The sequence below is a fragment of the Streptomyces cathayae genome (assembly GCF_029760955.1).
Classification (GTDB): Bacteria; Actinomycetota; Actinomycetes; order Streptomycetales; family Streptomycetaceae; genus Streptomyces; species Streptomyces cathayae.
In genome coordinates, this window is the sequence record NZ_CP121682.1 from 5,580,910 (window position 1) to 5,606,106 (window position 25,197).

Annotated in this window: 26 protein-coding genes and 1 tRNA gene; 14 read left to right on the forward strand and 13 right to left on the reverse strand. The window is 72.9% G+C overall.

The window, feature by feature from the left end; genetic code table 11:
- Positions 1-109: 109 nt before the first annotated feature.
- The 3 genes from PYS65_RS25420 (at position 110) to PYS65_RS25430 (ending at position 2,802) form a co-directional block, all read left to right on the forward strand.
- Positions 110-685: a TerD family protein gene (locus PYS65_RS25420; protein WP_279336252.1), complete on the forward strand. Its 576-nt coding sequence runs from the start codon at positions 110-112 to the stop codon at positions 683-685.
- Positions 686-761: 76 nt separating this feature from the next.
- Entirely contained in the window at positions 762-1,898 is a 1,137-nt protein-coding gene (locus PYS65_RS25425; RefSeq protein WP_279336253.1) for a DUF475 domain-containing protein, read from the forward strand.
- A 166-nt stretch (positions 1,899-2,064) separates the two neighbouring features.
- The gene (locus PYS65_RS25430) at positions 2,065-2,802 is read left to right on the forward strand and encodes a TerD family protein (RefSeq protein WP_279336254.1); all 738 of its coding nucleotides are present in this window, start codon (positions 2,065-2,067) and stop codon (positions 2,800-2,802) included.
- 53 nt (positions 2,803-2,855) lie between these two features.
- Here the strand turns inward: PYS65_RS25430 and PYS65_RS25435 are convergent, their stop codons facing one another.
- Entirely contained in the window at positions 2,856-3,782 is a 927-nt protein-coding gene (locus PYS65_RS25435) for a TerD family protein (protein WP_279336255.1), read from the reverse strand.
- 184 nt (positions 3,783-3,966) lie between these two features.
- Here PYS65_RS25435 and PYS65_RS25440 point away from each other — a divergent pair, with 184 nt between their 5' ends.
- Genes PYS65_RS25440 through PYS65_RS25450 form a run of 3 tightly spaced genes read left to right on the forward strand, consistent with a single transcriptional unit; the run spans position 3,967 to position 8,635 of the window.
- Positions 3,967-5,133 carry an HpcH/HpaI aldolase/citrate lyase family protein gene (locus PYS65_RS25440; protein ID WP_279336256.1) on the forward strand — a complete coding sequence of 389 codons (1,167 nt, stop codon included), beginning with the start codon at positions 3,967-3,969 and terminating at the stop codon, positions 5,131-5,133.
- A gap of 50 nt (positions 5,134-5,183) precedes the next feature.
- Positions 5,184-7,823 (forward strand): phosphoribosyltransferase, encoded by a 2,640-nt coding sequence (locus PYS65_RS25445; protein ID WP_423836122.1) that lies wholly within the window; start codon positions 5,184-5,186, stop codon positions 7,821-7,823.
- Entirely contained in the window at positions 7,823-8,635 is an 813-nt protein-coding gene (locus PYS65_RS25450; RefSeq protein ID WP_279336257.1) for an HAD family hydrolase, read from the forward strand. Before PYS65_RS25445 ends, PYS65_RS25450 begins: the two co-directional genes overlap by 1 nt.
- Before the next feature lie 95 nt (positions 8,636-8,730).
- Here PYS65_RS25450 and PYS65_RS25455 read toward each other — a convergent pair whose 3' ends face one another.
- The 3 genes from PYS65_RS25455 to PYS65_RS25465 form a co-directional block, all read right to left on the reverse strand.
- Complete coding sequence (locus PYS65_RS25455) at positions 8,731-8,955, reverse strand: FmdB family zinc ribbon protein (protein ID WP_279336258.1); 225 nt, start codon at positions 8,953-8,955, stop codon at positions 8,731-8,733.
- A 68-nt stretch (positions 8,956-9,023) separates the two neighbouring features.
- Entirely contained in the window at positions 9,024-10,466 is a 1,443-nt protein-coding gene (locus PYS65_RS25460; RefSeq protein ID WP_279336259.1) for a hypothetical protein, read from the reverse strand.
- Between the two features lie 73 nt (positions 10,467-10,539).
- Positions 10,540-11,388, reverse strand: coding sequence for a DUF4097 family beta strand repeat-containing protein (locus tag PYS65_RS25465; RefSeq protein WP_279336260.1), 849 nt, complete (start codon positions 11,386-11,388; stop codon positions 10,540-10,542).
- 252 nt (positions 11,389-11,640) lie between these two features.
- Between PYS65_RS25465 and PYS65_RS25470 the strand changes: the two genes are divergently transcribed.
- Positions 11,641-11,712: transfer RNA gene (locus PYS65_RS25470), tRNA-Val, on the forward strand.
- A 66-nt stretch (positions 11,713-11,778) separates the two neighbouring features.
- Here PYS65_RS25470 and PYS65_RS25475 read toward each other — a convergent pair.
- On the reverse strand, positions 11,779-12,132 hold the full coding sequence (locus PYS65_RS25475) for a hypothetical protein (protein ID WP_279336261.1): 354 nt from the start codon (positions 12,130-12,132) through the stop codon (positions 11,779-11,781).
- A 106-nt stretch (positions 12,133-12,238) separates the two neighbouring features.
- Between PYS65_RS25475 and PYS65_RS25480 the strand changes: the two genes are divergently transcribed.
- A complete protein-coding gene (locus tag PYS65_RS25480) occupies positions 12,239-12,472 on the forward strand; it encodes a DUF2277 domain-containing protein (protein ID WP_279336262.1) in 234 nt (77 codons plus the stop codon).
- Between the two features lie 43 nt (positions 12,473-12,515).
- Here the strand turns inward: PYS65_RS25480 and PYS65_RS25485 are convergent, their stop codons facing one another.
- The 4 genes from PYS65_RS25485 to PYS65_RS25500 all read right to left on the reverse strand — a co-directional run bounded on the left by PYS65_RS25485 (position 12,516) and on the right by PYS65_RS25500 (position 15,962).
- On the reverse strand, positions 12,516-13,118 hold the full coding sequence (locus PYS65_RS25485) for a DedA family protein (RefSeq protein ID WP_279336263.1): 603 nt from the start codon (positions 13,116-13,118) through the stop codon (positions 12,516-12,518).
- Between the two features lie 168 nt (positions 13,119-13,286).
- A complete protein-coding gene (locus tag PYS65_RS25490) occupies positions 13,287-13,469 on the reverse strand; it encodes a hypothetical protein (protein WP_279336264.1) in 183 nt (60 codons plus the stop codon).
- A gap of 77 nt (positions 13,470-13,546) precedes the next feature.
- Positions 13,547-15,250, reverse strand: coding sequence for an alkaline phosphatase D family protein (locus PYS65_RS25495; protein WP_279336265.1), 1,704 nt, complete (start codon positions 15,248-15,250; stop codon positions 13,547-13,549).
- A gap of 67 nt (positions 15,251-15,317) precedes the next feature.
- Positions 15,318-15,962 (reverse strand): HNH endonuclease family protein, encoded by a 645-nt coding sequence (locus tag PYS65_RS25500; protein ID WP_279336266.1) that lies wholly within the window; start codon positions 15,960-15,962, stop codon positions 15,318-15,320.
- Between the two features lie 422 nt (positions 15,963-16,384).
- Here PYS65_RS25500 and PYS65_RS25505 point away from each other — a divergent pair, with 422 nt between their 5' ends.
- Positions 16,385-16,966: a TMEM165/GDT1 family protein gene (locus PYS65_RS25505; protein ID WP_279338072.1), complete on the forward strand. Its 582-nt coding sequence runs from the start codon at positions 16,385-16,387 to the stop codon at positions 16,964-16,966.
- Between the two features lie 259 nt (positions 16,967-17,225).
- Positions 17,226-17,891 carry an HAD-IA family hydrolase gene (locus PYS65_RS25510; protein ID WP_279336267.1) on the forward strand — a complete coding sequence of 222 codons (666 nt, stop codon included), beginning with the start codon at positions 17,226-17,228 and terminating at the stop codon, positions 17,889-17,891.
- A gap of 65 nt (positions 17,892-17,956) precedes the next feature.
- Here the strand turns inward: PYS65_RS25510 and PYS65_RS25515 are convergent, their stop codons facing one another.
- Positions 17,957-19,015 (reverse strand): peptidoglycan-binding domain-containing protein, encoded by a 1,059-nt coding sequence (locus PYS65_RS25515; protein ID WP_279336268.1) that lies wholly within the window; start codon positions 19,013-19,015, stop codon positions 17,957-17,959.
- Between the two features lie 350 nt (positions 19,016-19,365).
- On the opposite strand from PYS65_RS25515, the gene PYS65_RS25520 reads away from it, so the two are divergent.
- On the forward strand, positions 19,366-21,504 hold the full coding sequence (locus tag PYS65_RS25520; RefSeq protein ID WP_279336269.1) for an MDR family MFS transporter: 2,139 nt from the start codon (positions 19,366-19,368) through the stop codon (positions 21,502-21,504).
- A 79-nt stretch (positions 21,505-21,583) separates the two neighbouring features.
- Here PYS65_RS25520 and PYS65_RS25525 read toward each other — a convergent pair whose 3' ends face one another.
- Positions 21,584-22,075, reverse strand: a complete 492-nt coding sequence (locus PYS65_RS25525) for a GNAT family N-acetyltransferase (RefSeq protein WP_279336270.1) — start codon at positions 22,073-22,075, stop codon at positions 21,584-21,586.
- Positions 22,076-22,200: 125 nt separating this feature from the next.
- Between PYS65_RS25525 and PYS65_RS25530 the strand changes: the two genes are divergently transcribed.
- Positions 22,201-22,905 (forward strand): hypothetical protein, encoded by a 705-nt coding sequence (locus tag PYS65_RS25530; protein ID WP_279336271.1) that lies wholly within the window; start codon positions 22,201-22,203, stop codon positions 22,903-22,905.
- A 5-nt stretch (positions 22,906-22,910) separates the two neighbouring features.
- Positions 22,911-23,444 carry a hypothetical protein gene (locus PYS65_RS25535; RefSeq protein WP_341483699.1) on the forward strand — a complete coding sequence of 178 codons (534 nt, stop codon included), beginning with the start codon at positions 22,911-22,913 and terminating at the stop codon, positions 23,442-23,444.
- A gap of 25 nt (positions 23,445-23,469) precedes the next feature.
- Here the strand turns inward: PYS65_RS25535 and PYS65_RS25540 are convergent, their stop codons facing one another.
- Positions 23,470-23,907, reverse strand: a complete 438-nt coding sequence (locus PYS65_RS25540) for a DnaJ family domain-containing protein (RefSeq protein ID WP_279336272.1) — start codon at positions 23,905-23,907, stop codon at positions 23,470-23,472.
- A 152-nt stretch (positions 23,908-24,059) separates the two neighbouring features.
- Here PYS65_RS25540 and PYS65_RS25545 point away from each other — a divergent pair, with 152 nt between their 5' ends.
- Complete coding sequence (locus PYS65_RS25545) at positions 24,060-24,452, forward strand: FHA domain-containing protein (RefSeq protein WP_279336273.1); 393 nt, start codon at positions 24,060-24,062, stop codon at positions 24,450-24,452.
- 30 nt (positions 24,453-24,482) lie between these two features.
- Here the strand turns inward: PYS65_RS25545 and PYS65_RS25550 are convergent, their stop codons facing one another.
- Positions 24,483-25,154: an O-methyltransferase gene (locus tag PYS65_RS25550; RefSeq protein WP_279336274.1), complete on the reverse strand. Its 672-nt coding sequence runs from the start codon at positions 25,152-25,154 to the stop codon at positions 24,483-24,485.
- Between the last annotated feature and the right edge of the window lie 43 nt (positions 25,155-25,197).

The following is a 25,197-nucleotide window of genomic DNA, read 5'->3' on the forward strand; positions in this document are numbered from 1 at the left end:
CCCGGGCCCGGCCGCCTCGTACGGCCGTTCTGTCCGGCGCCACACGGTTCACGTGTGGCGCCGGACGCGCAGGACCACCTGAGAACACGACCCGGGGAGGATCAGCATCATGGGTGTCACGCTTGCCAAGGGGGGCAACGTCTCCCTGTCCAAGGCCGCACCGAACCTCACGCAGGTGATGATCGGGCTCGGCTGGGACGCACGCTCCACCACCGGAGCACCCTTCGACCTCGACGCCAGCGCGCTGGTGTGCAGCGACGGCCGGGTCATGGGGGACGAGTGGTTCGTCTTCTACAACCAGCTCACGAGCCCGGACGGCTCGGTGCAGCACACCGGTGACAACCTCACCGGTGAGGGCGACGGCGACGACGAGTCCCTGCTGGTCGACCTCTCCCAGGTGCCGGCCCGGTGCGACAAGATCGTTTTTCCGGTCTCCATCCATCTGGCCGACGACCGCGGCCAGGCATTCGGCCAGGTCAGCAACGCCTTCATCCGTGTCGTCAACCAGGCGGACGGCCAGGAACTGGCCCGGTACGACCTGTCGGAGGACGCTTCTACCGAAACCGCGATGATCTTCGGCGAGCTCTACCGCTATCAGGGCGAGTGGAAGTTCAGGGCGGTGGGGCAGGGGTACGCGTCTGGGCTGCGGGGCATCGCTCTAGACTTCGGAGTCAATGTTTCGTAAAGCCGCCTTCGGCAGCGGGGAGAGTCTCCTCCGGAAGATCGTCCGGTGGAGCCCCCAACACATGATGGGGTAGCCAGTGGTTCTGAAAACCTTCGGCTGGTCGTTCGCGGTCACCGCGCTCGGCCTGGTCGCAGCGATCCTTTTCGGGGGGTGGACCGCCTTTGGCATCGTGGCGATCCTGTCGATCCTCGAGATCTCGCTGTCCTTCGACAACGCGGTGGTCAACGCCGGGATCCTGAAGAAGATGAATGCCTTCTGGCAGAAGATCTTCCTCACGATCGGCATCCTGATCGCCGTCTTCGGTATGCGGCTGGTCTTCCCCGTCGTGATCGTCGCCCTCAGTGCCCAGCTCGGTCCGATCGAAGCGGTCAAGCTCGCCTTCGACGACAAGGACCAGTACCAGCAACTCGTCACCGACGCCCACCCGTCGATCGCCGCGTTCGGTGGCATGTTCCTGCTGATGATCTTCCTGGACTTCGTGTTCGAGGAGCGGGAGATCAAGTGGCTGACCTGGATCGAGCGCCCGCTCTCCAAGCTCGGCAAGGTCGACATGCTGTCGGTCTGCGTCGCGCTGATCGTCCTGCTGATCGCCTCCATGACCGTCGGGGCCAACGCCCACCAGCACGGCGGCCTCCACGTCGACAAGGCGGAGACCGTCCTCCTCGCCGGCATCGGGGGTCTGATCACCTACATGATCGTGGGCGGACTCTCCGGCTACTTCGAGGACAAGCTCGAAGAGGACGAGGAACGCGAGCACGAGGAGGAGGAGAAGGCCGCGCGCGCCGGAAAGCCCCGCACGGCGGTCGCGATGGCCGGCAAGGCCGCGTTCTTCATGTTCCTCTACCTCGAGGTCCTGGACGCCTCCTTCTCCTTCGACGGTGTGATCGGCGCCTTTGCCATCACCAACGACATCGTGCTGATGGCCCTGGGCCTGGGCATCGGCGCCATGTACGTCCGTTCGCTGACGGTCTACCTGGTCCGCCAGGGCACCCTCGACGAGTACGTCTACCTGGAGCACGGCGCGCACTACGCCATCGGCGCGCTCGCCGCCCTGCTGCTCATCACGATCCAGTACGAGATCAACGAGATCATCACCGGCCTGATCGGCGTCGTCCTGATCGGTGCCTCCTTCTGGTCCTCCGTGCGCCGCAACAAGGCGATCGCGGCGGCCGGGGGAACCCCGGAGAAGACCGAGGTCTCGTCCGGGGTGTGACAGCCCTCCGCGTGAGGAACGCTCTGTTCGGGGCGGCCGTCGAGGAACCACTCCTCGGGGCCGCCCCGTCGGCCGTTGCGGGGGCGGCGGAACGGCGGGACAACGGGACGGCGGGACGGCACGGCAGCGGGGCCGGCGGGGTTCCACGAGCGGACTTGGGGCGGGAATGGGCTTTCTGGACGGACTGTGGCGCGGGAAAGAGACGGCCTTCGACTCGGGCAACGCGGCCACCAACGCCATCGAGCTGACCAAACGGTACGCGCAGGTGTCCCTGACCAAACAGGGCGCGGCCAACGGCCATCTGCGGATCAACCTGAGCTGGCGGATGCGGACCTCCGACCTGGGCGGCTTCCAGCGGGAGAGCCTGCTGCGGCACCCGCTCAAGGCGCTCAAGCCCCCGGAGGTCGTCGCCCACAGCCAGAGCATGGTCAACGTCGACCTGGACCTGGGCTGCCTGTACGAACTCCAGGACGGCACCAAGGGCGTGGTCCAGCCGCTCGGCGGCCTCCTCGGCGACGTCAACGCGCCGCCGTACGTCAAGCTCAGCGGCGACGACCGGTTCGGCTCGGCGTCCGGTGAGACGATCTACGTCAACCTGGACCAGCGTGAGCACATCAAGCGCCTGCTGGTCTTCGCGTACATCTACGACCAGACGCCCGCCTTCGACCGCACGCACGCCATCGTCACCCTGTTCCCGAGCAATGGCCCGCGGATCGAGATAGGCCTGGACGAACGCCATCCGCAGGCCCGCTCCTGCGCGGTGGTGATGATCGAGAACGTCAAGGGCGAGATCGTGGTCCACCGCGAGGTGAAGTTCGTCTACGGCTTCCAGGCGGAGCTCGACCGGCTGTACGGGTGGGGCCTGCAGTGGGGCCGCGGCTTCAAGTCGAAGGTGGACCGTTAGGGACCCGGTTGCGCCAGGGCCCCGGTCGTGCCGGGGCCCCTCCGGACCGGGCTCTACCGCCCGATGAACTGAGGTCCCTGCGGGGGCAGGCGGAAGTCGGGGTCGGGGGCGCCGGGCGCGGGGGGCGGGTAGCCGTAGCCGGACGGCGCCCCCACCGCGGCCGCCGCGGGCGATGTCTGCGGGTAGCCGTAGGCGGGCCGCCCGGTCGTCTGCGGGTAGCCGTACGCCGGCTGCGCGGCCGGGGGCTGCTGCGGCGGATACCCGTACGCGGGCTGGGCCGGCACCCCCGCCGGCTGCTCGGGCGGCATGGGCCCGGACAGGTCCGCCGCGGACGGGGCCTGCGGCTGGGTCAGCTCCTCGGGAGGGACCGGGGCCCCGGTCGAGGCGGACGTGTCCGGCCGGCCGGGGTCGGGGGCCGAGGGGTCCTGCGCCGCCTCCGACTCGTCCACCGAGATGCCGAAGTCCGTCGCCAGGCCCTTCAGTCCGTTCGAGTAGCCCTCGCCGAGCGCCCGGAACTTCCAGCCCTCCCCGCGCCGGTACAGCTCACCGCAGATCAGCGCCGTCTCCTGGCCCGTCTCCGGCTTGACGTCGAAGTACGCCAGCGGCTCCGCGTCGGGCGCCTGCGCGTCGAACAGCAGGATGCGCAGCGTGTGCACCCGGTCGAAGGTGACGCCGTCCGCCGACGCCACCAGCAGGATCCGCCCCACGCCGTCCTCGACCCCGTCGAGGTCTGTCTGGATCGTGTCGGTCAGCTCCTCGGCGACCCGCTTCTTGCCGAGCCGCCACACCGTGCCGGACGGGTGCCGGGGCTGGTTGTAGAAGACGAAGTCCTCGTCCGAGCGCACCCGGTCGTCGAGCCCCAGGAGCAGCGCGGACGCGTCCACGTCCGGCACACCCTGCCCCGGGGACCAGCGCAGGACGGCGCGTACCGTGGTGGCTTGGAGCGGGACGTTCGACCCCTTCAGCATGGCGTGCGTCATGCGGTCATCCTGCCCTCTCCGTCCTGACCACGACAATGCGGGGGTATCGAGACGGTAGGGGAACGACACCGTCGGGACCCCCGGAGTTCACACCGGGCGGGAACCGCCGACATCGTTCCGTACGTACTATTACCGGCCACCTTCCGACATTCCACAGCATGCCCAACGGCCACGGGGGAGTTCAATGCATCACTTCGGACAGATCGCCCCGGCGGTGCGGAAACGTCTCTTCCACCGGGAGCCGGGCGTGTTCACACAGGAGTCACCGGCCCGTCTGCTCTCCACGGCCCTCGGCGCCACGCTGTACAGCCCCGCCACCCGCCCCCGGCTCGCCGACGACGTGGTCAAGCAGGCAGGGCGCGGCGTGGTCTCGATGGTGCTGTGCCTGGAGGACTCCATCGGCGACGAGGACGTGATCGCCGGCGAGGCGAACCTCGTCCGCCAGTTCGCCGACCTGGCCGCCCGGCCGGAGGCCGATCTGCCGCTGCTGTTCGTCCGGGTCCGGACCCCCGACCAGATACCGGACCTCGTCCGGCGTCTCGGCCCCGCCCTCCCGTTGCTGTCCGGATTCGTCCTGCCGAAGTTCACCGAGGAACGCGGCGTGCCCTTCCTGGAGGCCCTCGCCCTCGCCGAGGCCGAGAGCGGTCACCGCCTCTTCGCCATGCCGGTACTGGAGTCGCCGGAGCTGCTCTACCGCGAGACACGCGTGGAGACCCTCGAAGGCATCCTCCGCGCGGTCGACAAGTACCGTGACCGGGTCCTCGCCCTGCGCCTCGGCGTGACCGACTTCTGCTCCCCGTACGGGCTGCGCCGCGGCCCCGACATGACCGCCTACGACATCCAGATCGTCGCCTCCGTGATCGCCGACGTGGTGAACATGCTGGCCCGTGCCGACGGCACCGGATTCACCGTGACGGGACCGGTCTGGGAGTACTTCCGGGTCCAGGAACGCATGTTCAAGCCACAACTGCGGCAGAGCCCCTTCCTGGAGGTACAGGCCGTGGAACTGCGCGCGACACTGATCGAGCACGCCATGGACGGCCTGCTGAGGGAGATCTCCCTGGACCGGGCCAACGGACTGCAGGGCAAGACCTGCATCCACCCCTCGCACGTGCTGCCCGTGCACGCGCTGTCCGTCGTCAGTCACGAGGAGTACAGCGACGCGCAGGACATCCTCCGGCCGGAACGCGACGGCGGGGGCGTCCTGAGGTCGGCGTACACGAACAAGATGAACGAGGTGAAGCCGCACCGCGCCTGGGCCGAGCGGACCCTGCTGCGCGCCGAGGTCTTCGGCGTCGCCAACGAGGACATCGGGTTCGTGGAACTGCTCGCGGCCGGCCTGGCGGAGTGACGTACCGGAGCGACGGCAAGAGACCTCATGGAGAAGGCAGTGAGAAGTCAGTGAACGAGGCAGTGCGCCGTGAGGCGCGCGACGGGGCACCGACCGGCGAGGGCGCGACCGGTGGGAGCGTCTGGTCCGGGAGCTGGGTCGCGGAGCGGCTCGGCGTCGAACTGGCCGGCGACGACCGGCTGACCGGACTGCTGGGCCTGGCCCTGCGCCGCAACCCCAAACGGGCCCACCTGCTGGTGTCCAACGTCCTCGGCAAGCACGTACCCAGCCCGCCGTCGGTCGTCTACGGTCACGGTGTCGCCCTCGGCCGCCGGGTCCGCGAACTGCTGGGCGAACAGGCCCACCGGGCCGTGGTCCTCGGGTACGCGGAGACCGCGACCGGCCTCGGCCACTCGGTCGCCGACGGCCTGGGCGGCGCCCCCTGCCTGCACTCCACGCGCCGCCCGGTCCCCGGGGTGGCCACGGCGGGCGGTTTCGAGGAGTCCCACTCCCACGCGACCTCGCACCTGCTGCTCCCCGAGGACCCCGGGCTGCTGGCCGGGGACGGGCCGCTGGTCCTGGTCGACGACGAGTTCTCCACGGGCAACACGGTGCTGAACACCGTGCGCGATCTGCAGGCGCGGTATCCGCGGACGCGGTACGTCGTGGTCGCCCTGGTCGACATGCGCTCGCCCGCCGACGCCGGGCGGCTGGACGAGTTCGCCCGCGAGATCGGGGCGCGCATCGACCTGGTGACGACCGTGGCGGGCACGGTGCGGCTGCCGGAGGGCGTCCTGGAGAAGGGACAGGAGCTGGTCGCGCGGTACGAGGGTGCCACGGGGGACGCCGGTGCCCTCGGCCGTGCGGCCGACGGCGGGAACCACCCCCTGGGGGCGCGGGACGCAGCCGAATCTGCGGCCACCGCCGCGCGGGCGCGATCGACCCGAGACGGCCCGCACCCGGACGGCAAGCTCACACGGGTGGATCTGGGCTGGCCTTGTGGCCTTCCCGACGGCGGACGCCACGGCTTCACCCCCGCGCACCGCGCCCGCCTGGAGAGCGCACTGCCCGACATGGCGGCCCGCCTCGCAGCGGCACTCCCCGACGGCGCGCACCGCGTGCTCGTCCTCGGCTTCGAGGAGCTGATGTACGCCCCGCTCCGCCTCGCCCACGCGCTGGAGCAGAGGGGCGTCGAGGCGCGCTTCTCGACCACCACCCGCTCACCCGTCCTCGCCGTCGACGACCCCGGCTACGCGATACGCACCCGGCTGGTCTTCCCCGCCCACGACGACCCCGCCGACGGTCCCGGCGAGCGCTACGCCTACAACGTCGCGGGCGCCGGCTTCGACGCCGTGGTCGCGGTCGTCGACTCGGCCGCCGACACCCCCGCGCTGCACGCGCCCGGCGGTCTGCTGGCCGAGCTCGCCGCGCACACCCCGCAGGTCCTCCTCGCGGTCATACCGTCGTACGTCCCCGCGCCCTCCTACGGACCTGCCGGACCCGACGTACCCGCCGGACCCGCCGGACCCGACGCCCTCGAAAGGCCCGCCTCCATGCTGCCCGAGCCCCTCCGCGGCCCCGCCTTCTCCTCGTACGCGCCCGAGGAGGTCGGCTGGCTGCTCCAGGACCTCTCGGACGTCACCCTGGAGGCGCCGACCGAGGAGCGCGAGGAGGCCATCCAGAGCGGCGGCGCGCACTACGCCGAGTCGCTGCCCGTCGAGTACCAGCCGAGCGAGCAGTACCAGCAGCTCTTCCACGCGGCCCTCGAGACCTCGGCGGCCCGCCTCGCCCACGCGGTCGGCGTGGTCACCGAGACCGTCCTCGCGGAGAGGTCACCGCGCCCGGTCCTGGTCTCCCTGGCCCGCGCCGGCACCCCCGTCGGCATCCTGATGCGCCGCTGGGCCCGGCACCGGCACCAGCTCGACCTCCCGCACTACGCCGTCTCCATCGTCCGCGGCCGCGGCATCGACGCCAACGCGCTGCGCTGGCTGGCCGAGCATCACGACCCCCGGGACGTCGTCTTCGTCGACGGCTGGACCGGCAAGGGTGCCATCACCCGTGAACTCGCCCAGGCCGTCGAGGAGTTCGAGAAGTCCCACGGCGTCACCGGCTTCGACCCGGAGATCGCGGTGCTGGCCGATCCCGGCTCCTGCGTACGGACCTACGGCACCCGCGAGGACTACCTGATCCCCTCCGCCTGCCTCAACTCGACCGTCTCCGGCCTCGTCTCACGCACCGTGCTGCGGGCCGACCTGGTCGGCCCGGACGACTTCCACGGTGCCAAGTTCTACCGCGAACTCGCCGACGCGGACGCCTCGGTGGCCTTCCTGGACGCCGTCGCCGCCCGCTTCCCCGAGGTCACGGACGCAGCCTGCGCCCAGGCCAAGGAACTGCTCGCCACCGACCGCACCCCCACCTGGGAGGGCTGGGCCGCCGTCGAACGCATCAGTGAGGAGTACGGCATCCACGACGTGAACCTCGTCAAGCCCGGCGTCGGCGAGACCACCCGGGTGCTGCTGCGCCGGGTGCCCTGGAAGATACTGGCGCGGGCCGGGGCGGGCAGCGACCTCGACCACGTCCGGCTGCTGGCCGAACAGCGGGGCGTCCCCGTCGAGGAGGTCGACGGACTCCCGTACACCTGCGTCGGGTTGATCCACCCCCGGTACACGCGCGGCGCGACCGGCGCCGACGGCAGGGCGGTGACCCGCTGATGACCGTCCTCGTCGCCAGTGACCTCGACCGCACGCTCATCTACTCCGCCGGCGCGCTCGCCCTGGCCGTGCCCGACGCCGAGGCGCCCCGCCTGCTGTGCGTGGAGGTCTACGAGAGCCGCCCGCTGTCCTTCATGACGGAGACGGCGGCCGGACTGCTCGCCGAACTGGGTGACAGCGCGGTGTTCGTACCGACGACCACCCGCACCCGCGAGCAGTACGGGCGCATCAGCCTGCCCGGCCCCCCGCCGGCCTACGCCATCTGTGCCAACGGCGGCCATCTCCTGGTCGACGGCGTGTCCGACCCCGACTGGCAGGCCCGGGTGACCGCGCGCCTCGCCGCCGAGTGCGCCCCGCTCTCCGAGGTGCAGGACCATCTGCTGCGGACCGCCGAACCGGCCTGGACCCTCAAGCACCGGGTCGCCGAGGACCTCTTCGCCTACCTCGTCGTCGAGCGTCGGCTGCTGGACGAGGAGTGGGTGAAGGAACTCGCCGTGTGGGCGGAGCACCGGGGCTGGACGGTCTCCCTGCAGGGCCGCAAGATCTACGCCGTACCGAAGCCGCTCACCAAGAGCGCGGCCATGCGTGAGGTCGCCCGCCGCACCGGCGCCGACCTCACCCTCGCGGCCGGCGACTCCCTCCTCGACGCCGACCTGCTGCTCGCCGCCGACCGGGGCTGGCGCCCCGGCCACGGCGAACTGGCCGACGCCGGCTGGACGGCCCCCGGGACCACGGCACTGCCCGAGCGCGGGGTGCTGGCCGGCGAACGCATCCTGCGGGAGTTCCTGCACACGGCCCGCACGTCACGCTGACGGCACCGGCAGGGGCCCCTGCCGGTGATCACCGGGATCCTTGCCGGTCGGTGACCGGTGACCGGTCACCGGGGAGTGCTGAGCGGCCGGGGCCGTCAGCCGCAGCAGCCCCCGCCGCAGCAGCCGCCCCCGCCACCCCCGCTCGCACGGGGTGCGGCGGCCGGGGCGGAGGCGGCACCGCCCACGGCGACCGTGGACAGGAGCTTCACCGTGTCGTCGTGTCCCGACGGACAGTCGGCCGGGGCGGCGGACTCCGCCATGGGACGGCTCAGTTCGAAGGTGTCGCCGCAGGTCCGGCAGCGGTACTCATAACGAGGCATGCGCACAGGTTAACCGGCACTTCCCTGTTCGTGGCGGGGGAGAGCGGTGTGCGGGGGAGCCGTGCCGGTCAGCCGGCGGAGCCGCCGCGGTCCTCGCGGATCAGGGCCACCACCTGTGCCACCGACTCGCGGACCGCCTCCGTCTCCGTCAGGAAGTGCCAGTAGTCGGGGTGACGGCCCTCCAGGGCGTCGACGGCCCGGTCCAGGCGGGCCACGGCGGCGTCCAGCGGGTGGGCGTGGCGCGGGTCCGGGGTGTGGCGGCCGGCCATGGCCAGGCGCTGGGCGTCCCGGATGGCGAAGCGGGTGCGTTCGATCTCCTGCTCGGGGTCCTTCTGCACGGCGTTCAGCCGGCGCAGCCGGTCACCGGCGGCGGACACCGCCTCGTCGGTCGTGTTCAACAGCGCCCGTACGGTCGACAGCAGGGCGGTCGCGTCCGCCCAGCGCTGTTCCTCGCGCGCGGTTCTCGCCTCGGCGAGCCTGCTCTCGGCCTGGCGCACGTTCTCCGCGGCCACCTCGGGGACGTGCTGCAGGTCCTGCCAGCAGGCGGCGGTGAAGCGGCGGCGCAGTTCGCTGAGGACCGGTTCCACCTGCGTGGACCGGGTGGTGAGGGCCTGGGCGCGGGTCCGCAGGGAGACCAGTCGGCGGTCGGTCTCGGCGGCCCGCTCCGGCAGCCGGTCGGCCTCCGCGCGGACGGCCTCGGCCTGACGGGTGACCTGCTCGGCCCGCTCCAGGGTCTGCGGCACACCGTGCTGCCCGGCGCCCTGGTTCAGCTTGGTCAGCTCCGGGGAGAGCATGGCGAGCCGGGCGGCGAGGTCGTCGGCCCGCAGCCCCGACCCGCGGGCGGTGTCCAACGCGTTCGACGCGGCGAGCAGGGCCTGCCGGGCACGCTCCACGGCGGGCGCGAGCCGGGCCAGCTGGGTCTCGGCCTTGCCGAGGAGGGGACCCAGGCCGTCGGTGAAGCGGTCCAGTTCCCGCTTGACCCGGTCGAGCTCGCCCTTGGCGGCGGTCAGCTCGGTGCGGGCCCGGGAGGCGACCGAGGCCTCCAGGTCGTCGCGGTCCAGGTCATGGGCGTCGATGGCCTCGATGTACTGGTGGCTGGCCTCGTCGATACGGCGGCCGAGCGCCTCGAAGTCGGCGACGACCCGGCGGGCGGCGGGGGAACTGTCGACGGCGGTGATCGTCTCGATGGAGATCCGCAGGTCCCGCTGGGCGGTGTCGAGCTCGTAGAACGCGGCGGCCGCCGCGTCCTTGGCGGTCTGCGCCTCGGCCCGCTGGTTCTCGGCCCGCCCGCCGAACCAGCGCCGGGTGCCGCCACCGGCGAACGCTGCGGCCAGCACCGGCGCCGCCACCAGCGGCAGGGCCATCAGGGCGAGCGTGTCCCGGAGCGGACCGGCCGCCCGGCGCAGGCGCACCGTGCGACGGCGTGGCCACGAGGGAGGAGACAGAACACCACGCGTGCGGTGCACGCGTGGTCCCGACGGCGAGTACGGCTGCTCTGGTATCGCCGTCACATCCCTCTCCCGTACTGTCGTTCGCCCTGCCGGTGCCATTGTCCCACCGGTGGAAGACGAACACACGGGTCGGTCAGTTCGTCGTACGGACCGTGAGACTTCCGTCGCCGGTGCGGACGTCCACCCCATGGGGGCTGGTGTCGTCACGGGGCACCGACACGTGCTCGGCGCCGTCACCGGTGGTGGCCGTCACCCGGTAGGCGGCCCGGGGCAGTTCGACGGTGGTGGAACCGTCGCCGCTGCGGGACTCCACCAGGTCGGGGACGGCGCCCAGCGTCAGGTGCAGCGAGCCGTCACCGGTCCGGGCGCGCACGGTGCGCGAGTCGGCCTCGGCCCGCAGCGACCCGTCGCCGGTCCGCAGGTCCAGGGGTCCGGTGGTGTCGGTGACGTGCACGGACCCGTCCGTGGTACGGATGCTCAGCGCGTCGCGGAAACCCCGGGCCCGCACGCTGCCGTCGCCCTCCACGACCTTCACGGCGACCCCGCGGGGCACCTCGACGCGGTGCTTGGCGGAGCAGACGGCGACGATGCCGGAACACTGCGTGCGCAGGGTCAGCTGGTCACCCTCCATCGACCAGGTGACCTTCGGGTCCGAGCCGAGGGCGACGGTGCCCTGGAACCACCGGGTGACCTGGATCCTGCCGGACGGATTCCCTTCCGCGGCCACGACCTCGAGCGCGGAGTCGCGGGAGTCGACGGTGAGGGTGCTGCCCGGCAGGTCGAAGGACCGGTGCTCGGGGTCCGTGTCCTCCGCGGCCGCCGCCCCGCAGGCGCTCAGCCCCGCGACGAGCACCACGGCGGCCCCGCCGAGAGCGACCGCGCGCCCGAGCCCGCCACGGGAGGGGCCGGCGCCGGCGGTACGGGCGGTGCCGCCCGTACCGTTGGTTCCGGTGCTGCGGGGCGTGCAGGTGGTGCGGGTCATGACGGTCTCCCCCTGGGACGGACGGCGGCGCTCGATCTCCGGCGCATGTCGACCGTACGGACACGGGACCCGCCGGGGGATCCGGGCCACCACCGGATCCGCGGTGGGGTTTCCCCCACCCGGGAATCCAGGGATCACCCTGGGGAAACCCCGGTGGCAGGGTGCCGGACAGCCCTCGGGACAGGGGTGTGCCGGACCGCGCCCCGGGCCATGTAGGCTGTCGATTCGGCCTGGTCGGTGTGTCCGGGTCCCGGGTGCGTAGCTCAGGGGTAGAGCGCCTGCCTTACAAGCAGGATGTCGGCGGTTCGAAACCGTCCGCGCCCACCGTGTGACGATCAAGGGCCTCCGGAGACGTTCCGGAGGCCCTTCTCGCTGTGGACGGCGGCGCCCTCACGGGGACCGCTCCGTGCCCTTGGGCGGGTTCGCGTGGGCGTGCTTCAGCCGGGAGCGGGCGTGCACCCGGTCGGCGCCGGTGAGCTTCGCCCGGCAGCGATGAGCGCTGACGAACACCACCAGCTCGTGCTCCCGGCGCCGCAGCTTCTCCACCTCGGCCTGTTCGTCCTCGGTCCAGCCGGGCGAGGCAGGGCGCTCGACCTGGCGCCGGCCGGCGTCGTCGCTGAACCCGTCGACGGGCTCCACCGACCAGGGAAGCCGCTTCAACAGGGCCGACAGCTCGGCCTGGACCTGACGCAACTCCTCCTGCCCGGCGAGGAGATCACTCGGAAGGTCATAGGTCGCGGCCACCCCCCGATCATACGCCTGTTCGATTTCGGGGGAGCAGGTCACCCGAGGGCTCCCCGGTGGTTCACCCTCGTGGCCCACAGGGGCCCGGCGGGGTCAGACTGGGGGCATGTGCCGGAGTATCAAGACCCTGCGTCCGCCCGCCCTGCCCGAGGAGGCCACCGAGGACGAGATCCGGGCCGCCGCCCTGCAGTACGTGCGGAAGGTGTCCGGCTTCCGGGCGCCGGCCGCCCACAACCGCGAGGTCTTCGACCGGGCCGTGGACGCGATCGCCGAGGCCACGGCCGAACTGCTGGACGGCCTGGAGGTGCGCGGCGCGGGCGCGGCGCGAGAGGCGGGGTGAGCGGGCGGTCCCGGCCCACCGCGACGCCCCGGCCGCGCCGTCGCTACGAGACCTCCACCGGTACCGGGTGCCGGCGCACCAGGTAGGTCGCTCCCGCGCCCGCCGCGAACAGCGCGCCGACCGATACCGCGGTGGCGAGCCAGGACGCGCCCAGCCAGTGGGCGCCGAAGTAGCCGAGGGCCACGCTGTAGGCGGCCCAGGACAGGCCCGCCAGCGCCGACCAGGGCAGGAAGTCGCGGGCCCGGCGGCGGGCGGCGCCCGCCCCGAGCGAGACCAGCGAGCGGCCCGCCGGGGCGAAGCGGGCGAGGACGACCAGGCCGCCACCGCCTCGGGCCAGCGCCGAGCCGAGACGTTCCTGCGCGCCGGTCAGCCGGCGCGACCGGGCGATCGCCCGGTCCAGACGGGCGCCGCCGCGCCAGGCGAGACGCCAGGCGACCAGGTCGCCCAGGACGGAGGCGGTGGCGGCGCAGAGGGTCAGCGCCAGGATGTCGGGCACGTCGGTCGCGGTGCCCGCGGCGGCGGCGGTGGCCGCCGCGATCACCAGGACCCCGCTCGGCAGCACCGGCAGGAACACGTCGAGCAGGACCGAGAGGGCCACCACCGCATAGACCCATGGACTGCCGACCAGCGCCCCGAAACTCTCCACCCGAACTCCCCATGGCTCCCCCGCGGGCCAGACCGTGCCGCGTTGTCGCGGGGGGAGCGGCAGGGGTGGCCTTGACAGCCTACGAGCCTACGCCGGGGATGTGACGGAAAGGTCACGGGATGTTCGTGTGCCCGGTGCCCGGAGTTCGCGTCCCGGACTGCCGGTCCGTCAGGCGGCGACCGGGGTCGGCTCCGTCGGTTGTGGTTGCGGTTGCGGCTCCGGCTGCGCGGCGCGAGCACGGGTGCGCCGGGTGGACAGCCGGTCCAGGCCGAAGGCGCCGGACGAGATGAACGCGGCGACGCGGGCGCCGAGTTCGGCGGCGCCATGGCAGGCGAACAGCGGCCCGACCATGATCCGGAGCAGGCCGAGAACGTACGGCTGGGCGCTGTCGAGGCGTCCGGGCCTACCGAACGCAGGGGCACCCCCCGCTAATTGCTCAGCAGGACCTCCGCCACCGTCCTCAGCCGCGCCCCCGTCCGCCGTCCGCTTCCGGTCTCCGGCCTTGTCTCCCGCGGCTTCTCCGCGCGTGCCTGGTCCAGTCGCAGCACCGCCGAACGCCCCCGCAGCGTCAGCGTCATGAGCTGGTTGCCGAACCACGGCCCGCCCGTCCTGCGCCACGCGACCGGCGGCTTCCCGGCTCCCCCGTGCCGGGCGAAGGCGCGGCCCAGGGTGCGGGCGGCGGTGCTCCAGCCGAAGCGGAAACCCCACCGGATCGACAGGGGAATGGAGTTGTGCACGGGGGAGCAGGTCAGCTGGGTCACCCGGGCGTCCGGCTCCCGTCCCGGCCAGCTCGGCTCGGCCGTGTACGCGTGGTGCACGTCGCCGGAGAGCACGGACACCGTCGCCGGGGCGTCCGGCCCCGTACCGGCCTCGGCGATCAGCTCCGCCAGCTCCCCGAAGGACTCCGGGAACGCCGCCCAGTGCTCCAGGTCCGCCGCGCGCCGCAGCCGCTCCCCGAACCGCGCCCACCGGGGGCCCTTGTCGCCCCGGCACAGCAGGGAACTCCACGCCTCGACGTCGTGCACCAGGTGCGGCAGCAGCCAGGGCAGGGAGGTGCCGATGAGGAGGTGGTCGTACGCACCGCGCCCGTCCCGCATCTGGTCGCGCAGCCACGCCGCCTCGCCCGGGTCGAGCATCGAACGCTCGCCCTCCGTCAGGACGCGGGCCGCCCTGCTGTCCACCATCAGCAGCCGCACCCGGCCGAAGTCGCGCCGGTAGCTCCAGCGGGTGGAGGCCGCGTCCGCCTCGGCCTCGGCGGCGAAGGCCCGCAGCGCCTCCGTACCGTCGGGGTTCTCCCGGACGGACGCGTACAGGGGGTCCGCCGCCAGCTCACGCGGGGAGAGGTTGCCCAGGTGCTGGTACACCCAGTACGACATCAGGCCGCTGCGCACCCGCTCCCCCCACCAGGAGGTGGCGCGCATGTCGGCGACCCAGGAGGCGGAGGTGTTCCAGTCGTCGACGACGTCGTGGTCGTCGAAGATCATGCAGGTGGGGACGGTGGACAGCAGCCAGCGCACCGGGGGGTCGAGCCAGGACTCGTCGTAGAGGTGGGTGTACTCCTCGTAGTCCGCCACCTCGGCGCCCGGGGGGTCCTCGAGACCGCGGCGGGCGGCGAGGTACGCGCGGGTCGCCGCGGAGGTCTCGTCGGCGTACACCTGGTCGCCCAGGAGGAGCAGTACGTCGGGCCGCTCCCCGTCCGGGTCGGCCGCGATGCGGGTGGCCAGGGCGTGCAGCGCGTCGGGGCCGACGGGGTCGTGCTCGCCGCTCGGCGGGGCCGCCCAGTGGCAGGAGCCGAAGGCGACGCGCAGGCCGGGGCCGGTGGCGGGGTCGGTGGCGGGAGCGGGGGTGGCGATGACGGAGGGCGGGAGGGACCGGAAGGGTTCCTCCTCGGGCAGCGGCCACACCCGTTTGCCGTCGAGGAACACCTTGTACGGCGTCGCCGCGCCCGGGGTCAGGCCGGTCACCTCGACCAGCGCGTAGTGGTGGCCCGCGACCTGGAAGGTGCGGGCCGTCCCGCCGGACCCGTCCGCGCAGCGCACCTCGGCGGTGCCCGGCCGGCTCGTCTCGACCCAGACGGTCGCGGACGAACCGTCGACGTACCTCAGCAGCGGCCCGAGGCGCAGTGCGGTCATGGCGTCACCTTCCTCCGTCGCCCCGTACGGTACGCAGCGACGGAGGCCGGCGGGGAGAACCCGGTACTCAGCAGCTCGCGAGGTACCCCTGGAGGGCGGACTTCTCGGTCGAGTCGACCGACAGGTTGTAGTAGTACTTCACCTGCACCCAGGCGCGCACGTAGGTGCAGCGGTAGGCGGTGCGGGACGGCATCCACTCCGCGGGGTCCTTGTCGCCCTTGGACTGGTTGACGTTGTCCGTGACCGCGAGCAGCTGCGGACGGGTCCGGTCGTTGGCGAAGGCCTGGCGCTGGGCGGTGGTCCAGTTCCGGGCGCCGGAGTCCCACGCCTCGGCGAGCGGGACGACGTGGTCGATGTCGACGTCGGAGGCGGCGGTCCAGGTGGCGCCGTCGTACGGGGAGTACCAACTGCCGCTGGTGGACGCGCAGGAGGAGTCGGTGACGACGTTCGTGCCGTCGCGCTTGAGGATCGTCTCGCGGGTGTTGCAGGTGCCACTGACGGTGATCCAGTGGGGGAAGAGGTCGCGGTTGTAGCCGGTGCGGACCTCGGTGGCGACGGGCAGCGAGGCGAGGTAGGTACGGGCGGTGGAGGCGCTGACCGGGGTGGGGAGTGCGGCGGAGGCGCTCGTCGCGTTGAGCATTCCGGCGGAGGCGATGAGCCCGGTGAGCGCCGCGGCTATGCTCAGCCGTCGACGCGCGTAGAACTTCGTCATGTGCGAACTCCCTTGTGGGGCGGGTCCGTTGAAGTGCGAGCAAGGGAATGCTCGGCTCGCTGTCTTACGCGGAGGGGTGGGTCGGGTGAGAAGTTAATGACGCGCCCATGACATGTCCAGGGTCGGGGCGGTGCGGATGTGGTGCGGGTGTGATGTGTCCGGGCGCACAGACGGGCCGCGGCGCCTCGCGTACCATGGACGGCGCAGAGGGGGAGTAGCCCTTCGCCGGACCGTCGACATACTGCTCAGCCCGTCTGAGCCGGCGCCCGGAGGCAGGTCCCGCAGGGGCCGGCCGGCGAGACCTTCGGCAAGCAGTGCACCACCCGTGCCCTTCGGTGCGGGTACCCCGTGTGCTGCCGCGCCGAGGTGTCCGCGAACGTACAGCACTCTCGGTGGGGCAGCCCCGACCGATCGAGGAACCGTTGATCAACCTGACCGTGACGGCCGTCGTGTTCGGCGTCGTCTTCCTGGCCGAGCTGCCGGACAAGACCGCGCTCGCCGGCCTCGTCCTCGGCACCCGTTACCGGGCCTCCTACGTCTTCGCCGGTGTCGCCGCCGCCTTCGCGGTGCACGTCGCGCTCGCGGTGGCGGCGGGCAGCGTGCTCACCCTGCTGCCGCAGCAGCTCGTGAGCGCGATCACCGGTGTGCTCTTCCTGGGCGGTGCCGCGGTGCTGCTGTTCAGGAAGGACGACGGCGAGGAGGAGATCCGCAATCCGGAGAACCAGTCCTTCTGGAAGGTGTCCGGAGCGGGCTTCATGCTCATCCTGGTCGCCGAGTTCGGCGATCTCACCCAGATCATGACGGCCAACCTGGCCGCCCGGTACGACGACCCGCTCTCCGTCGGCCTGGGCGCGGTGCTCGCGCTGTGGACGGTGGCCGGGCTGGGCATCGTCGGCGGGAAGGCCCTGATGAAGCGGGTGCCGCTGAAGCTGATCACGCGGATCGCGGCGCTGCTGATGCTGGGGCTCGGGGTGTGGAGCCTGTGGGAGGCGGTCGCCGGCTGACCGGTCCGGGAGTGGCCCGGGTGCCGGGAGCCGGGCACCCGGGCCCCGCGAAGGGGTGCGGGAGCGACGGCGGGGCCAACGAACGGTGAACGGTTGGCGGAGGGACTGGCGGAATGCCGGGCGGGTTTTGTACCGTGGGTGAACAAAGTGGCTCCCGCCCGTTCTCCCTGACCGGCGGGCGGGGCCGCCTTGTCTCTTCCGGGCCCCCTCCCGGCCCGCACCCGGGTTGGGCCCCACCCCCCGTGCTTTGGAGCTGCCGATGACGGCCACCGCCGTACTCCCCGCCCGCGCCCTCCTGCTGGACATGGACGGCACCCTCGTCAACTCGGACGCCTCGGTCGAGCGCGTCTGGCGGCGCTGGGCCGAGCGGCACGGGCTCGACGGGGACGAGGTCATGAAGGTCGTGCACGGGCGGCAGGGCTACGCCTCGATGGCGCTGCTGCTGCCGAACAGGCCGATGGCGCAGAACCACGCCGAGAACGCGCGCATGCTCGCCGAGGAGACCTCGGACACCGAGGGCGTCGTCGCGATACCGGGCGCCCGTGACTTCCTCGCCTCGCTCGACGGCCTGCCGCACGCGCTGGTGACCTCGGCCGACGTCGGCCTCTCCACGGCCCGGATGGCCGCCGCCGGGCTGGCACTGCCCGAGGTGCGGGTGACCGCCGAGTCCGTCGGAGCGAGCAAGCCCGACCCCGAGGGCTTCCTCAAGGGCGCGGCGGAACTGGGCGTCGACCCCGCCGACTGCGTGGTCTTCGAGGACTCCGGGGCGGGTGTCGCCGCGGGGCGCGCGGCCGGGATGCGGGTCGTCGGGATCGGCCCCCGCGCCGGATTCCACGACCCGGACGTGGCGGTACGGGACCTGACCCGGGTGCGGGTCGAGCGCGAGGCGGACGGGACGATGCTGCTGCACGTCACCGGGGCCTGAGGTGGAGGCGGGGGGAGGCGGAGCCGGAGGCGCGGGCGCGTGACGTTCGCGCCCGGCCCGCCGGTCTACGGCTCCCGGGTCTCCGACTCCAGCCGGCTCCGGGTCTCCGGTCCGTACACGCCCAGTTCGTCGCCCCTGATGCCCCGGGACCACTGATAGGTGCGCAGGGCGTCCTCCACCCGGCGGTTGAACCGGCCGTGCACCTCGCTGTTGTACAGGCGCAACTGGCGCAGGCGCTGCTGGAGTTCGACCACCTCCGGCCCGCGGTCGCCGCGGCGCAGCACGGCACCGGGGACTTCGGGCTCCGCCTCGTCCGTCGCCTCCTCGAGGGTGTCGGCCGGGGCGGTGGTCGGCGCGGCCGACGACGGCTCCGCCGTGTCCGACGGGGTCGCCGAAGCGCCGGCCTCCGACGCCGAGTCCGACGGCGACGCCGACGCCGACGAGCTCGCGCTCTCGGACGGCGAGGCCGAGGCCGAGGCCAGGAGTGACGGTGAGGCCGCCGGGTCCGTGCCCTCGGACGGTGCGGCCGAGGCCGAGGGCGAGGCCGACGGGGCGTCCGGCACGCTCACCCGCACGTCGTCCGGCAGCGCGCCGTCCCGGGACGGCGCCTCGTACGCGAACAGCCCGCTCGCCCACCCGGCGGCCCCCGCCACCGCCACGACGGCCCCGGCGGCGAGCAGTGCGGTACGGCGACGGCGGCCCCGGGGAGCGGGTCCCCCGGCGTCCGGGCCCGGGCCTGTGGCCGGTCCCGCGGCGGCGGGCACCCTCCGGATCGGGCGGGTGGCCTCGAACAGGTGGAGGTCGGTGGCGCTCGGCTCGGTCGTGGGCGGCGCGAGCGGCGCGGCGAGCGGTGTGGCACCGGGGGCGGGCGCGGGCGTGGCGGAGGGGGACGCGGAGGCCGCGTCCGGCGGGAGGGCGCGCAGTTGCATGGTCGCGTCGGCGGCCGGCGGCGCGACCGGTCGGTCCTCGGCCGGGGCGGGGCGCGCGGCCCCTTGCCCGGCTTCCGGCTCGGGGGTGTGCCCGGGTTCGGGGCGGTGCTCGGGTACGGCGTCGGGTTCGGGTGCGGCGTCGTGCCCCGGTGCGGCGTGCGGCGCGGTCGCCGGTGTTTCCTCGTCGAACTCCACGTATGGGCGTATGCGGAGCGGATGGAAGTCCTCCACCGCTGCCGCCTGAGCCGTACGGGCGTCCCGGAGGGCGTCGGACGCGCGCGGACCGCAGGCGCAGGACGGAGTGTTGTCCCTGTTCCTGGGCGCACCGCACTGCGGGCACGGGGTTCCCGTCGGATGATCCACGCGTAGGCCCTCCCCTCGTGATCTCCAGAGATTATGCAGATCTCCTCCACACCCCGATGCACAAGCCCCCGGAATGCGGCCTTCCGGAGGTCTCGGCAGGCGGCTCGACGGGCTGTTCGACAGGAGAAAAACGGTCATACCGATCACGATGGACCCGGAAACCAGAACCTGTGGAGGTCGCCATGGCCGGGGACGCGCACGGCAGGACGGAGCGGGCGGGCAGCACGAGGCCCTCACCCGGTGCCGGTTCCGGACCGCCGCCCGCCGCCGCAGGGCCGCCCGCCGCCGCGGGCCCCCCGGAGCAGGCGCCCAAGAACCTCGTCGTCTCGATCAGCGCCCTGCTGCTCGGTCTGCTCCTCGCCGCCCTCGACCAGACCATCGTGGCCACCGCGCTGCCCACCATCGTCAGCGAACTGGGCGGTCTGGAGCACCTGTCCTGGGTGGTCACCGCGTATCTGCTGGCCTCGACCGCGGCCACCCCGCTGTGGGGCAAGCTCGGCGACCAGTACGGCCGCAAGCGGCTGTTCCAACTCGCCATCCTCATCTTCCTGCTGGGCTCCGCGCTGTGCGGCGCGGCGCAGGACATGTCCCAGCTGATCGCCTTCCGCGCGCTCCAGGGGCTGGGCGGCGGCGGACTGGTCGTGCTGTCCATGGCGATCGTCGGCGACCTCGTCCCGCCCCGTGAACGCGGCAAGTACCAGGGCATGTTCGGCGCGGTCTTCGGCACGACGAGCGTCCTCGGGCCGCTCCTCGGCGGACTGTTCACCGAACATCTCAGCTGGCGCTGGGTGTTCTACGTCAACCTGCCCCTCGGAGTCGTCGCGCTCGCCGTGATCGCGACGGTGCTGCACATCCCGCGCAGATCCACCCGGCACGTCATCGACTACCTCGGCACCTTCCTCATCGCCTCCGTCGCGACCTGCCTCGTCCTGGTCGCCTCCCTCGGCGGCACCACCTGGGGCTGGGACTCGCCGCAGACCGTCGGCCTCGCGGTGCTGGGCGTCGTCCTCGCCGTCGTCTTCGTCGCGGTGGAACGGCGGGCGGCCGAACCCGTACTGCCGCTGAAACTGTTCCGGATCCGCACCTTCGCGCTCTCCGTCGTGATCAGCTTCATCATCGGCTTCGCCATGTTTGGCGCGCTGACCTATCTGCCGGCGTTCCTCCAGATGGTCCACGGGGTGAGCCCGACCATGTCCGGCGTGTACATGCTGCCGATGGTGTTCGGCACGCTGTCGGCCTCGACCGTCTCCGGACAGATCGTCAGCCGCACCGGCCGCTGGAAGGTGTTCCCCATCGCGGGCACCGCCGTCACCACCGTCGGCCTGCTGCTGCTCCACCAGCTCGACGAGCACAGCTCCACCGCCGTGATGAGCACCTTCTTCCTCGTCTTCGGCCTCGGCCTCGGGCTGGTCATGCAGGTCCTGGTGCTGATCGTGCAGAACGCCGTCTCCTACCAGGACCTGGGCGTCGCCACCTCCGGCTCGACCTTCTTCCGCTCCATCGGCGCCTCCTTCGGCGTCGCCGTCTACGGCACGATCTTCGCGAGCGGCCTCGAGGACCGGCTCACCGACGCCTTCCGCGGCGAGCGGCTCCCGCCCGGCGTCTCCGTCGACGCGCTGCAGGCCGACCCGCGCGGCATGGCGGACCTGCCGACCGCCCTGCGCCCCGAGGCCGTCCACGCGTACGCCGCCGCCATCACGGACGTCTTCCTGTACGCCGTTCCCCTCGCCCTCCTCGGCTTCGCACTCGCCTGGCTGTTCAAGGAGGACAAGCTGCGTACCTCGGCCCCCGCGCCCGACGGCACCGGGGCGCCGGCCGGCCGGTCGGCGGAGCGGCCGGCCCCCGACGAGGCGGGCCGCGCGCTGTCCCTGCTCGGCACCCACGAGGGACGGCGCGAGATCTACCGGACGACCACCGTCCGCGCGGGCTGCGACCTGCTGCCCGCGACGAGCTGGCTGCTGCTGGGGATCAAGGAGGGCGGCCCGGTGGAAGCCGCTCTGCTCGCCGAACGCAGCACCCTCCCGCCCGCCGTCGTCCTGGAGGCCGCCCGCCAGGCCGAGGCGCGACACCTCGTCGCACGCGAGGGCCCCGACCTCGTCCTGACCGACGACGGGTGCGCGGTCGTGGAGCGGCTGGCGCGGGCGCAGGAGGAGTTCCTGGCCGAACTGCTCGGCGACCGGTGGGGGCCGGACCGGCCGACCGACCTGGTGCGGCTGGCGCACGAGCTGACGGAGGAACTGGGCGGCTCGAGAGCCGGAAACCCGCACGACGACAGCCCGGAAGGCCCGCACGGCGAGCGGCCGGAGGCACCCGTCGGTTGAGCCGGGTGGTCCGGACGGGGGCAGACGGACGGTCTGGGCGGGTGCAGGCGAGGGCAGGCGGACGGTTCGGGCGGGTGGCTCAAGCGAGGTGCTTGGCGAACCAGCGCTCGGCGTACGGCCCCGCGTTGTGCGGCTCGGTCTCGGTGAAACCGAGCCGGGCGTACAGGGCCCGGGCCTCCACGAGGTCCGAGCGCGTGTCGAGGATCAGCCGGGTGGCTCCCGACGCGCGGGCCGCTTCCTCGGCGGCGCCCACCAGCAGCGCCGCACCGCCCCTGCCGCGCATCGCCTCGTGGACGAAGACCCGGGTGAGTTCGGCGGTCGCGGCGTCCAGCAGCCGGACCCCCGCGCTGCCCGCCGGCTCGCCCGCGTACCGCGCGACCAGCAGACGCCCCCGCGGCGGCACGAGGTCGGCGCCCGACTGGGCGGCGACCTCGCGCTCCAGCTCCGCCGGGTCGGTCCGGCGCCCCTCGTGCAGCAGATACCAGCGGTCGCTGACCTCGGTGTAGTACGCCCGCCAGAGCGCGGCGGCGACGGGGGAGCCGGGGTGTTCGGGGCGGATGGTCCACGTCATGACCGCATTGTGCGTCCCTCCGCGGCCGGACGCACAACTCCTGTTTACGGTCCGGTCTTTCGGCTACCCGTTCGGCGAACCGGCGCGCGAGGAGTGCCGGTTGGCCGACACACCGGAAGGCATCCATGTCCACTGGCCTGATCATCGCTTTGATCGTGATCGTGGCGGTCGTTGTCGTCGCGGCGGCCGTACTGTACCTGCGCGCCCGCGGTCCGCACCGCGGCGCGCACCTGAAGCGGCGCTTCGGACCCGAGTACGACCGGGCCGTCGCCCGGCACGACGGTGACGCCGAGGCCGCCGAACGTGAACTGGCCCAGCGCGTACAGCTCCACGGCGACCTGCGGACACGACCGCTGGAGCACGCCGAACGGGAGAGGTACGAGGCGGGCTGGACGGCCGCGCAGGAGCGGTTCGTCGACTCGCCGAGGGAGGCGGTCGCCGAGGCGGACCGGCTGCTCGCCGAGCTCGCCGCCGCCCGGGGCTTCCCCGGCGGCGGGCAGTACGAGGAGCAGCTCGCCGCGCTGTCCGTGCACCACGCCCGGCACGTCGACGGCTACCGGCGGGTGCACCGGGTGGCGCGGATCCGTGTCGACGGCACACACGGCCCGAACGGCACCCACGGCACGCACGGAGGCGGCGCGGGCACCGAGGAGATGCGCGAGGCGATGGTCGAGGCGCGCGCCCTCTTCGACGAGCTGGTGCGCCCGTCCCGCCACGACGGCGGAGACCATCGCACCGGCCCGCACGGCACCCGTGAGGAGACGGCCGCACACGGCCGCTCCCCCCACATGCCGTCGTTGCTCCACCGGCGACAGACGAAGGAGAGCTGAGCGAGTTGACCGACACGACCCGGCGCCCCGGCGACACACCGACGGGCGAGGCGCCCCCCACCACGACCATCCACCCGACCAGCCGAACGACCGCTCCCGGGACCCACGACGGCCTCCCCGGGGACGTGCACGGTGACCCCCGCCGTGACGTCGACGAGGAGGGCGCCCGCCACGGCGGTGACCCCGGCCCCGAGAAGGCGGACGGCGTCCGTCTGCTCCCGGACGACCACCGGCACACGCTCTCCGAGCAGTTGCAGCACGCCGTGGCCGGGTTCGTGGACGCCCCGCGGGACTCCGTGGAGCAGGCCGATCATGTACTGGAGGAACTCGCCGCCCGCCTCACCGACGCGGTGACCGACCGGCGCCGCACCCTGCGCCGGTCCTGGCGGACCGCGGACGGGGGCGAGGGCCCGGACACCGCGGTGACCGGCCCCGGGACCGACACCACGACCGGTACCGGCACCGCGGCCGACACCGAGCAGTTGCGTCTGGCCCTGCGGGACTACCGCGGGCTGGCGGAACGGCTGCTGCGCACCTGACCGGATCCGGGCAACCGGCGGGCTGTCAGGCGGGCGGGCCCTGCTGCCCGTCCCCCGCCGCCCCCGCCCGGCGCTCCCGCCACTGCCGTACGACGTCCTCGACGTCGTACGGCTTCTTGCCCAGCGGGGGGCCGGGCGGGGGCTTGAACATCATGTCGCGGATCTTGGCGTTGACGTCCGTGATGATCTTCCGGACGATCCGTTCGGAAGGGGCCGCGTAGGCCGCCGCCAGGGCGTCCTCGGCCTCCTTGCGCAGGGCCAGCGTCGGCGGCAGCACGGAGTGGCCCTCGCGGGCCAGCTTCCGCCTGACCCACCACAACTCGTCGTACGGGGACTCCATGTCGGCGGGCAGCGGCTTGCCCGCCCCCGGCAGCCGTTCGAACTCGCCGCGCGCCTCGGCGTCACGGATCTGCTTGTCCACCCAGGACTCGAAGTCGACGCCCGGCGGCTTTCGCTCGGTCATACGGCCATTGTGCCCACCGGGCAGACGCGGTGGAACCGGGCGTTTTATCATTCGGCGGCAGCGGGCGAGTCGTACCGGTCGCCGCGCCAGGCCGTCGTGGCCACCGCAGGGGCGGTCCCCCGGCCCGCCAGAACGTCTCAGGAGGAGCGCACGTGCTCGAACTCACCATGGCCGCCGTGTCCGCGGAGGAATCGGGGGCCACGGCCGGCATGCTCATGGCCGAAGCGCCGAGCGAGCCGGGCGCCGTGCTGCGGGTGGGGCGGGACAGGTCGGTGTGCCGGCTCTCCACGCCGGACGACTGGCTGTTCGTGTCCAGGGTCCATCTGGAGTTCCAGTGCGCCCAGGACGGCACCTGGTATCTGAGCTGGCTGCGCGGCTCGCTGCCCGAGCCGTCCTCCGAGGTCCGGCTGACCGTCGGCGAACAGGTCCACCCGGTCGCCTACGGCGGCAGCGTCGCGCTGCCCCGGGGCGGCAACGGCGAGGTCGTCATCCTGGACCGCGCCGCCCCGCGCAGCGTCAACGTGGGCTTCTACCACGAGGTATGAGGCCGGCGGGCACCGCGAGGATCACCCGGCTCACTCCAGCACCCGCGCCAGCGCGAAGCCGTCGTAGCCCTTGCCGCCGACCGTCTGGACCGCCGTACCGGTCAGCCGCGGGTGGTCGGCGATCAGGTCGAGGGCGGCGCGGGTGCCCAGCACGTCCGGCGCGGTGCTGTCCGCGTCGATCACCCGGCCGCCCCGGACGACGTTGTCGAGGACGATCAGGCTGCCCGTGCGGGTGAGCCTCAGGGCCCACTCCAGGTAGTGCGGGTTGTTGACCTTGTCGGCGTCGATGAAGACCAGGTCGAACGGGGGAGGGTTCTCGTCGGCCAGCCGGGGCAGCGACTCCAGCGCCGGGCCCACCCGCACCTCGACGAGCCGGTCCAGGCCCGCGCGGCCGATGTTGCGGGTGGCGACCTCGGCGTGGCGCGGCTCGTACTCCAGCGTGATCAGCCGCCCGTCGGCCGGGAGGGCGCGGGCCAGCCAGATGGTGCTGTAGCCGCCGAGGGTGCCGATCTCCAGGATGTACCGGGCACCCTGCGTCCGGGCGAGGAGCTGGAGCAGCTTGCCCTGGTTGGGGGCGACGGCGATGGGCGGGAGCCCTGCGGCCTCGCTGTCCCGCAGGGCGGCCGCCAGAGCCTCGTCGTCGGGTGCGAGACGGGCGGCGAAGTAGTCGTCCACCGCGTGCCAGAGCTGCGATTCGCCCATTCCCCTGTACCTCTCCTCTTTCTCTGGTTTCTCCGGCTTATCT

Coding starts and splice junctions, on each gene's coding strand:
- PYS65_RS25465 (WP_279336260.1), bottom strand. CDS start 11,388: ATGACCCGCACCACCTGCACGCCCCGCAGCACCGGAACCAACGGTACG.
- PYS65_RS25520 (WP_279336269.1), top strand. CDS start 19,366: ATGGCCGGGGACGCGCACGGCAGGACGGAGCGGGCGGGCAGCACGAGG.
- PYS65_RS25525 (WP_279336270.1), bottom strand. CDS start 22,075: ATGACGTGGACCATCCGCCCCGAACACCCCGGCTCCCCCGTCGCCGCC.
- PYS65_RS25440 (WP_279336256.1), top strand. CDS start 3,967: ATGCATCACTTCGGACAGATCGCCCCGGCGGTGCGGAAACGTCTCTTC.
- PYS65_RS25420 (WP_279336252.1), top strand. CDS start 110: ATGGGTGTCACGCTTGCCAAGGGGGGCAACGTCTCCCTGTCCAAGGCC.
- PYS65_RS25530 (WP_279336271.1), top strand. CDS start 22,201: ATGTCCACTGGCCTGATCATCGCTTTGATCGTGATCGTGGCGGTCGTT.
- PYS65_RS25455 (WP_279336258.1), bottom strand. CDS start 8,955: ATGCCTCGTTATGAGTACCGCTGCCGGACCTGCGGCGACACCTTCGAA.
- PYS65_RS25550 (WP_279336274.1), bottom strand. CDS start 25,154: ATGGGCGAATCGCAGCTCTGGCACGCGGTGGACGACTACTTCGCCGCC.
- PYS65_RS25450 (WP_279336257.1), top strand. CDS start 7,823: ATGACCGTCCTCGTCGCCAGTGACCTCGACCGCACGCTCATCTACTCC.
- PYS65_RS25495 (WP_279336265.1), bottom strand. CDS start 15,250: ATGACCGCACTGCGCCTCGGGCCGCTGCTGAGGTACGTCGACGGTTCG.
- PYS65_RS25480 (WP_279336262.1), top strand. CDS start 12,239: ATGTGCCGGAGTATCAAGACCCTGCGTCCGCCCGCCCTGCCCGAGGAG.
- PYS65_RS25430 (WP_279336254.1), top strand. CDS start 2,065: ATGGGCTTTCTGGACGGACTGTGGCGCGGGAAAGAGACGGCCTTCGAC.
- PYS65_RS25500 (WP_279336266.1), bottom strand. CDS start 15,962: ATGACGAAGTTCTACGCGCGTCGACGGCTGAGCATAGCCGCGGCGCTC.
- PYS65_RS25435 (WP_279336255.1), bottom strand. CDS start 3,782: ATGACGCACGCCATGCTGAAGGGGTCGAACGTCCCGCTCCAAGCCACC.
- PYS65_RS25540 (WP_279336272.1), bottom strand. CDS start 23,907: ATGACCGAGCGAAAGCCGCCGGGCGTCGACTTCGAGTCCTGGGTGGAC.
- PYS65_RS25490 (WP_279336264.1), bottom strand. CDS start 13,469: ATGGTCGGGCCGCTGTTCGCCTGCCATGGCGCCGCCGAACTCGGCGCC.
- PYS65_RS25510 (WP_279336267.1), top strand. CDS start 17,226: ATGACGGCCACCGCCGTACTCCCCGCCCGCGCCCTCCTGCTGGACATG.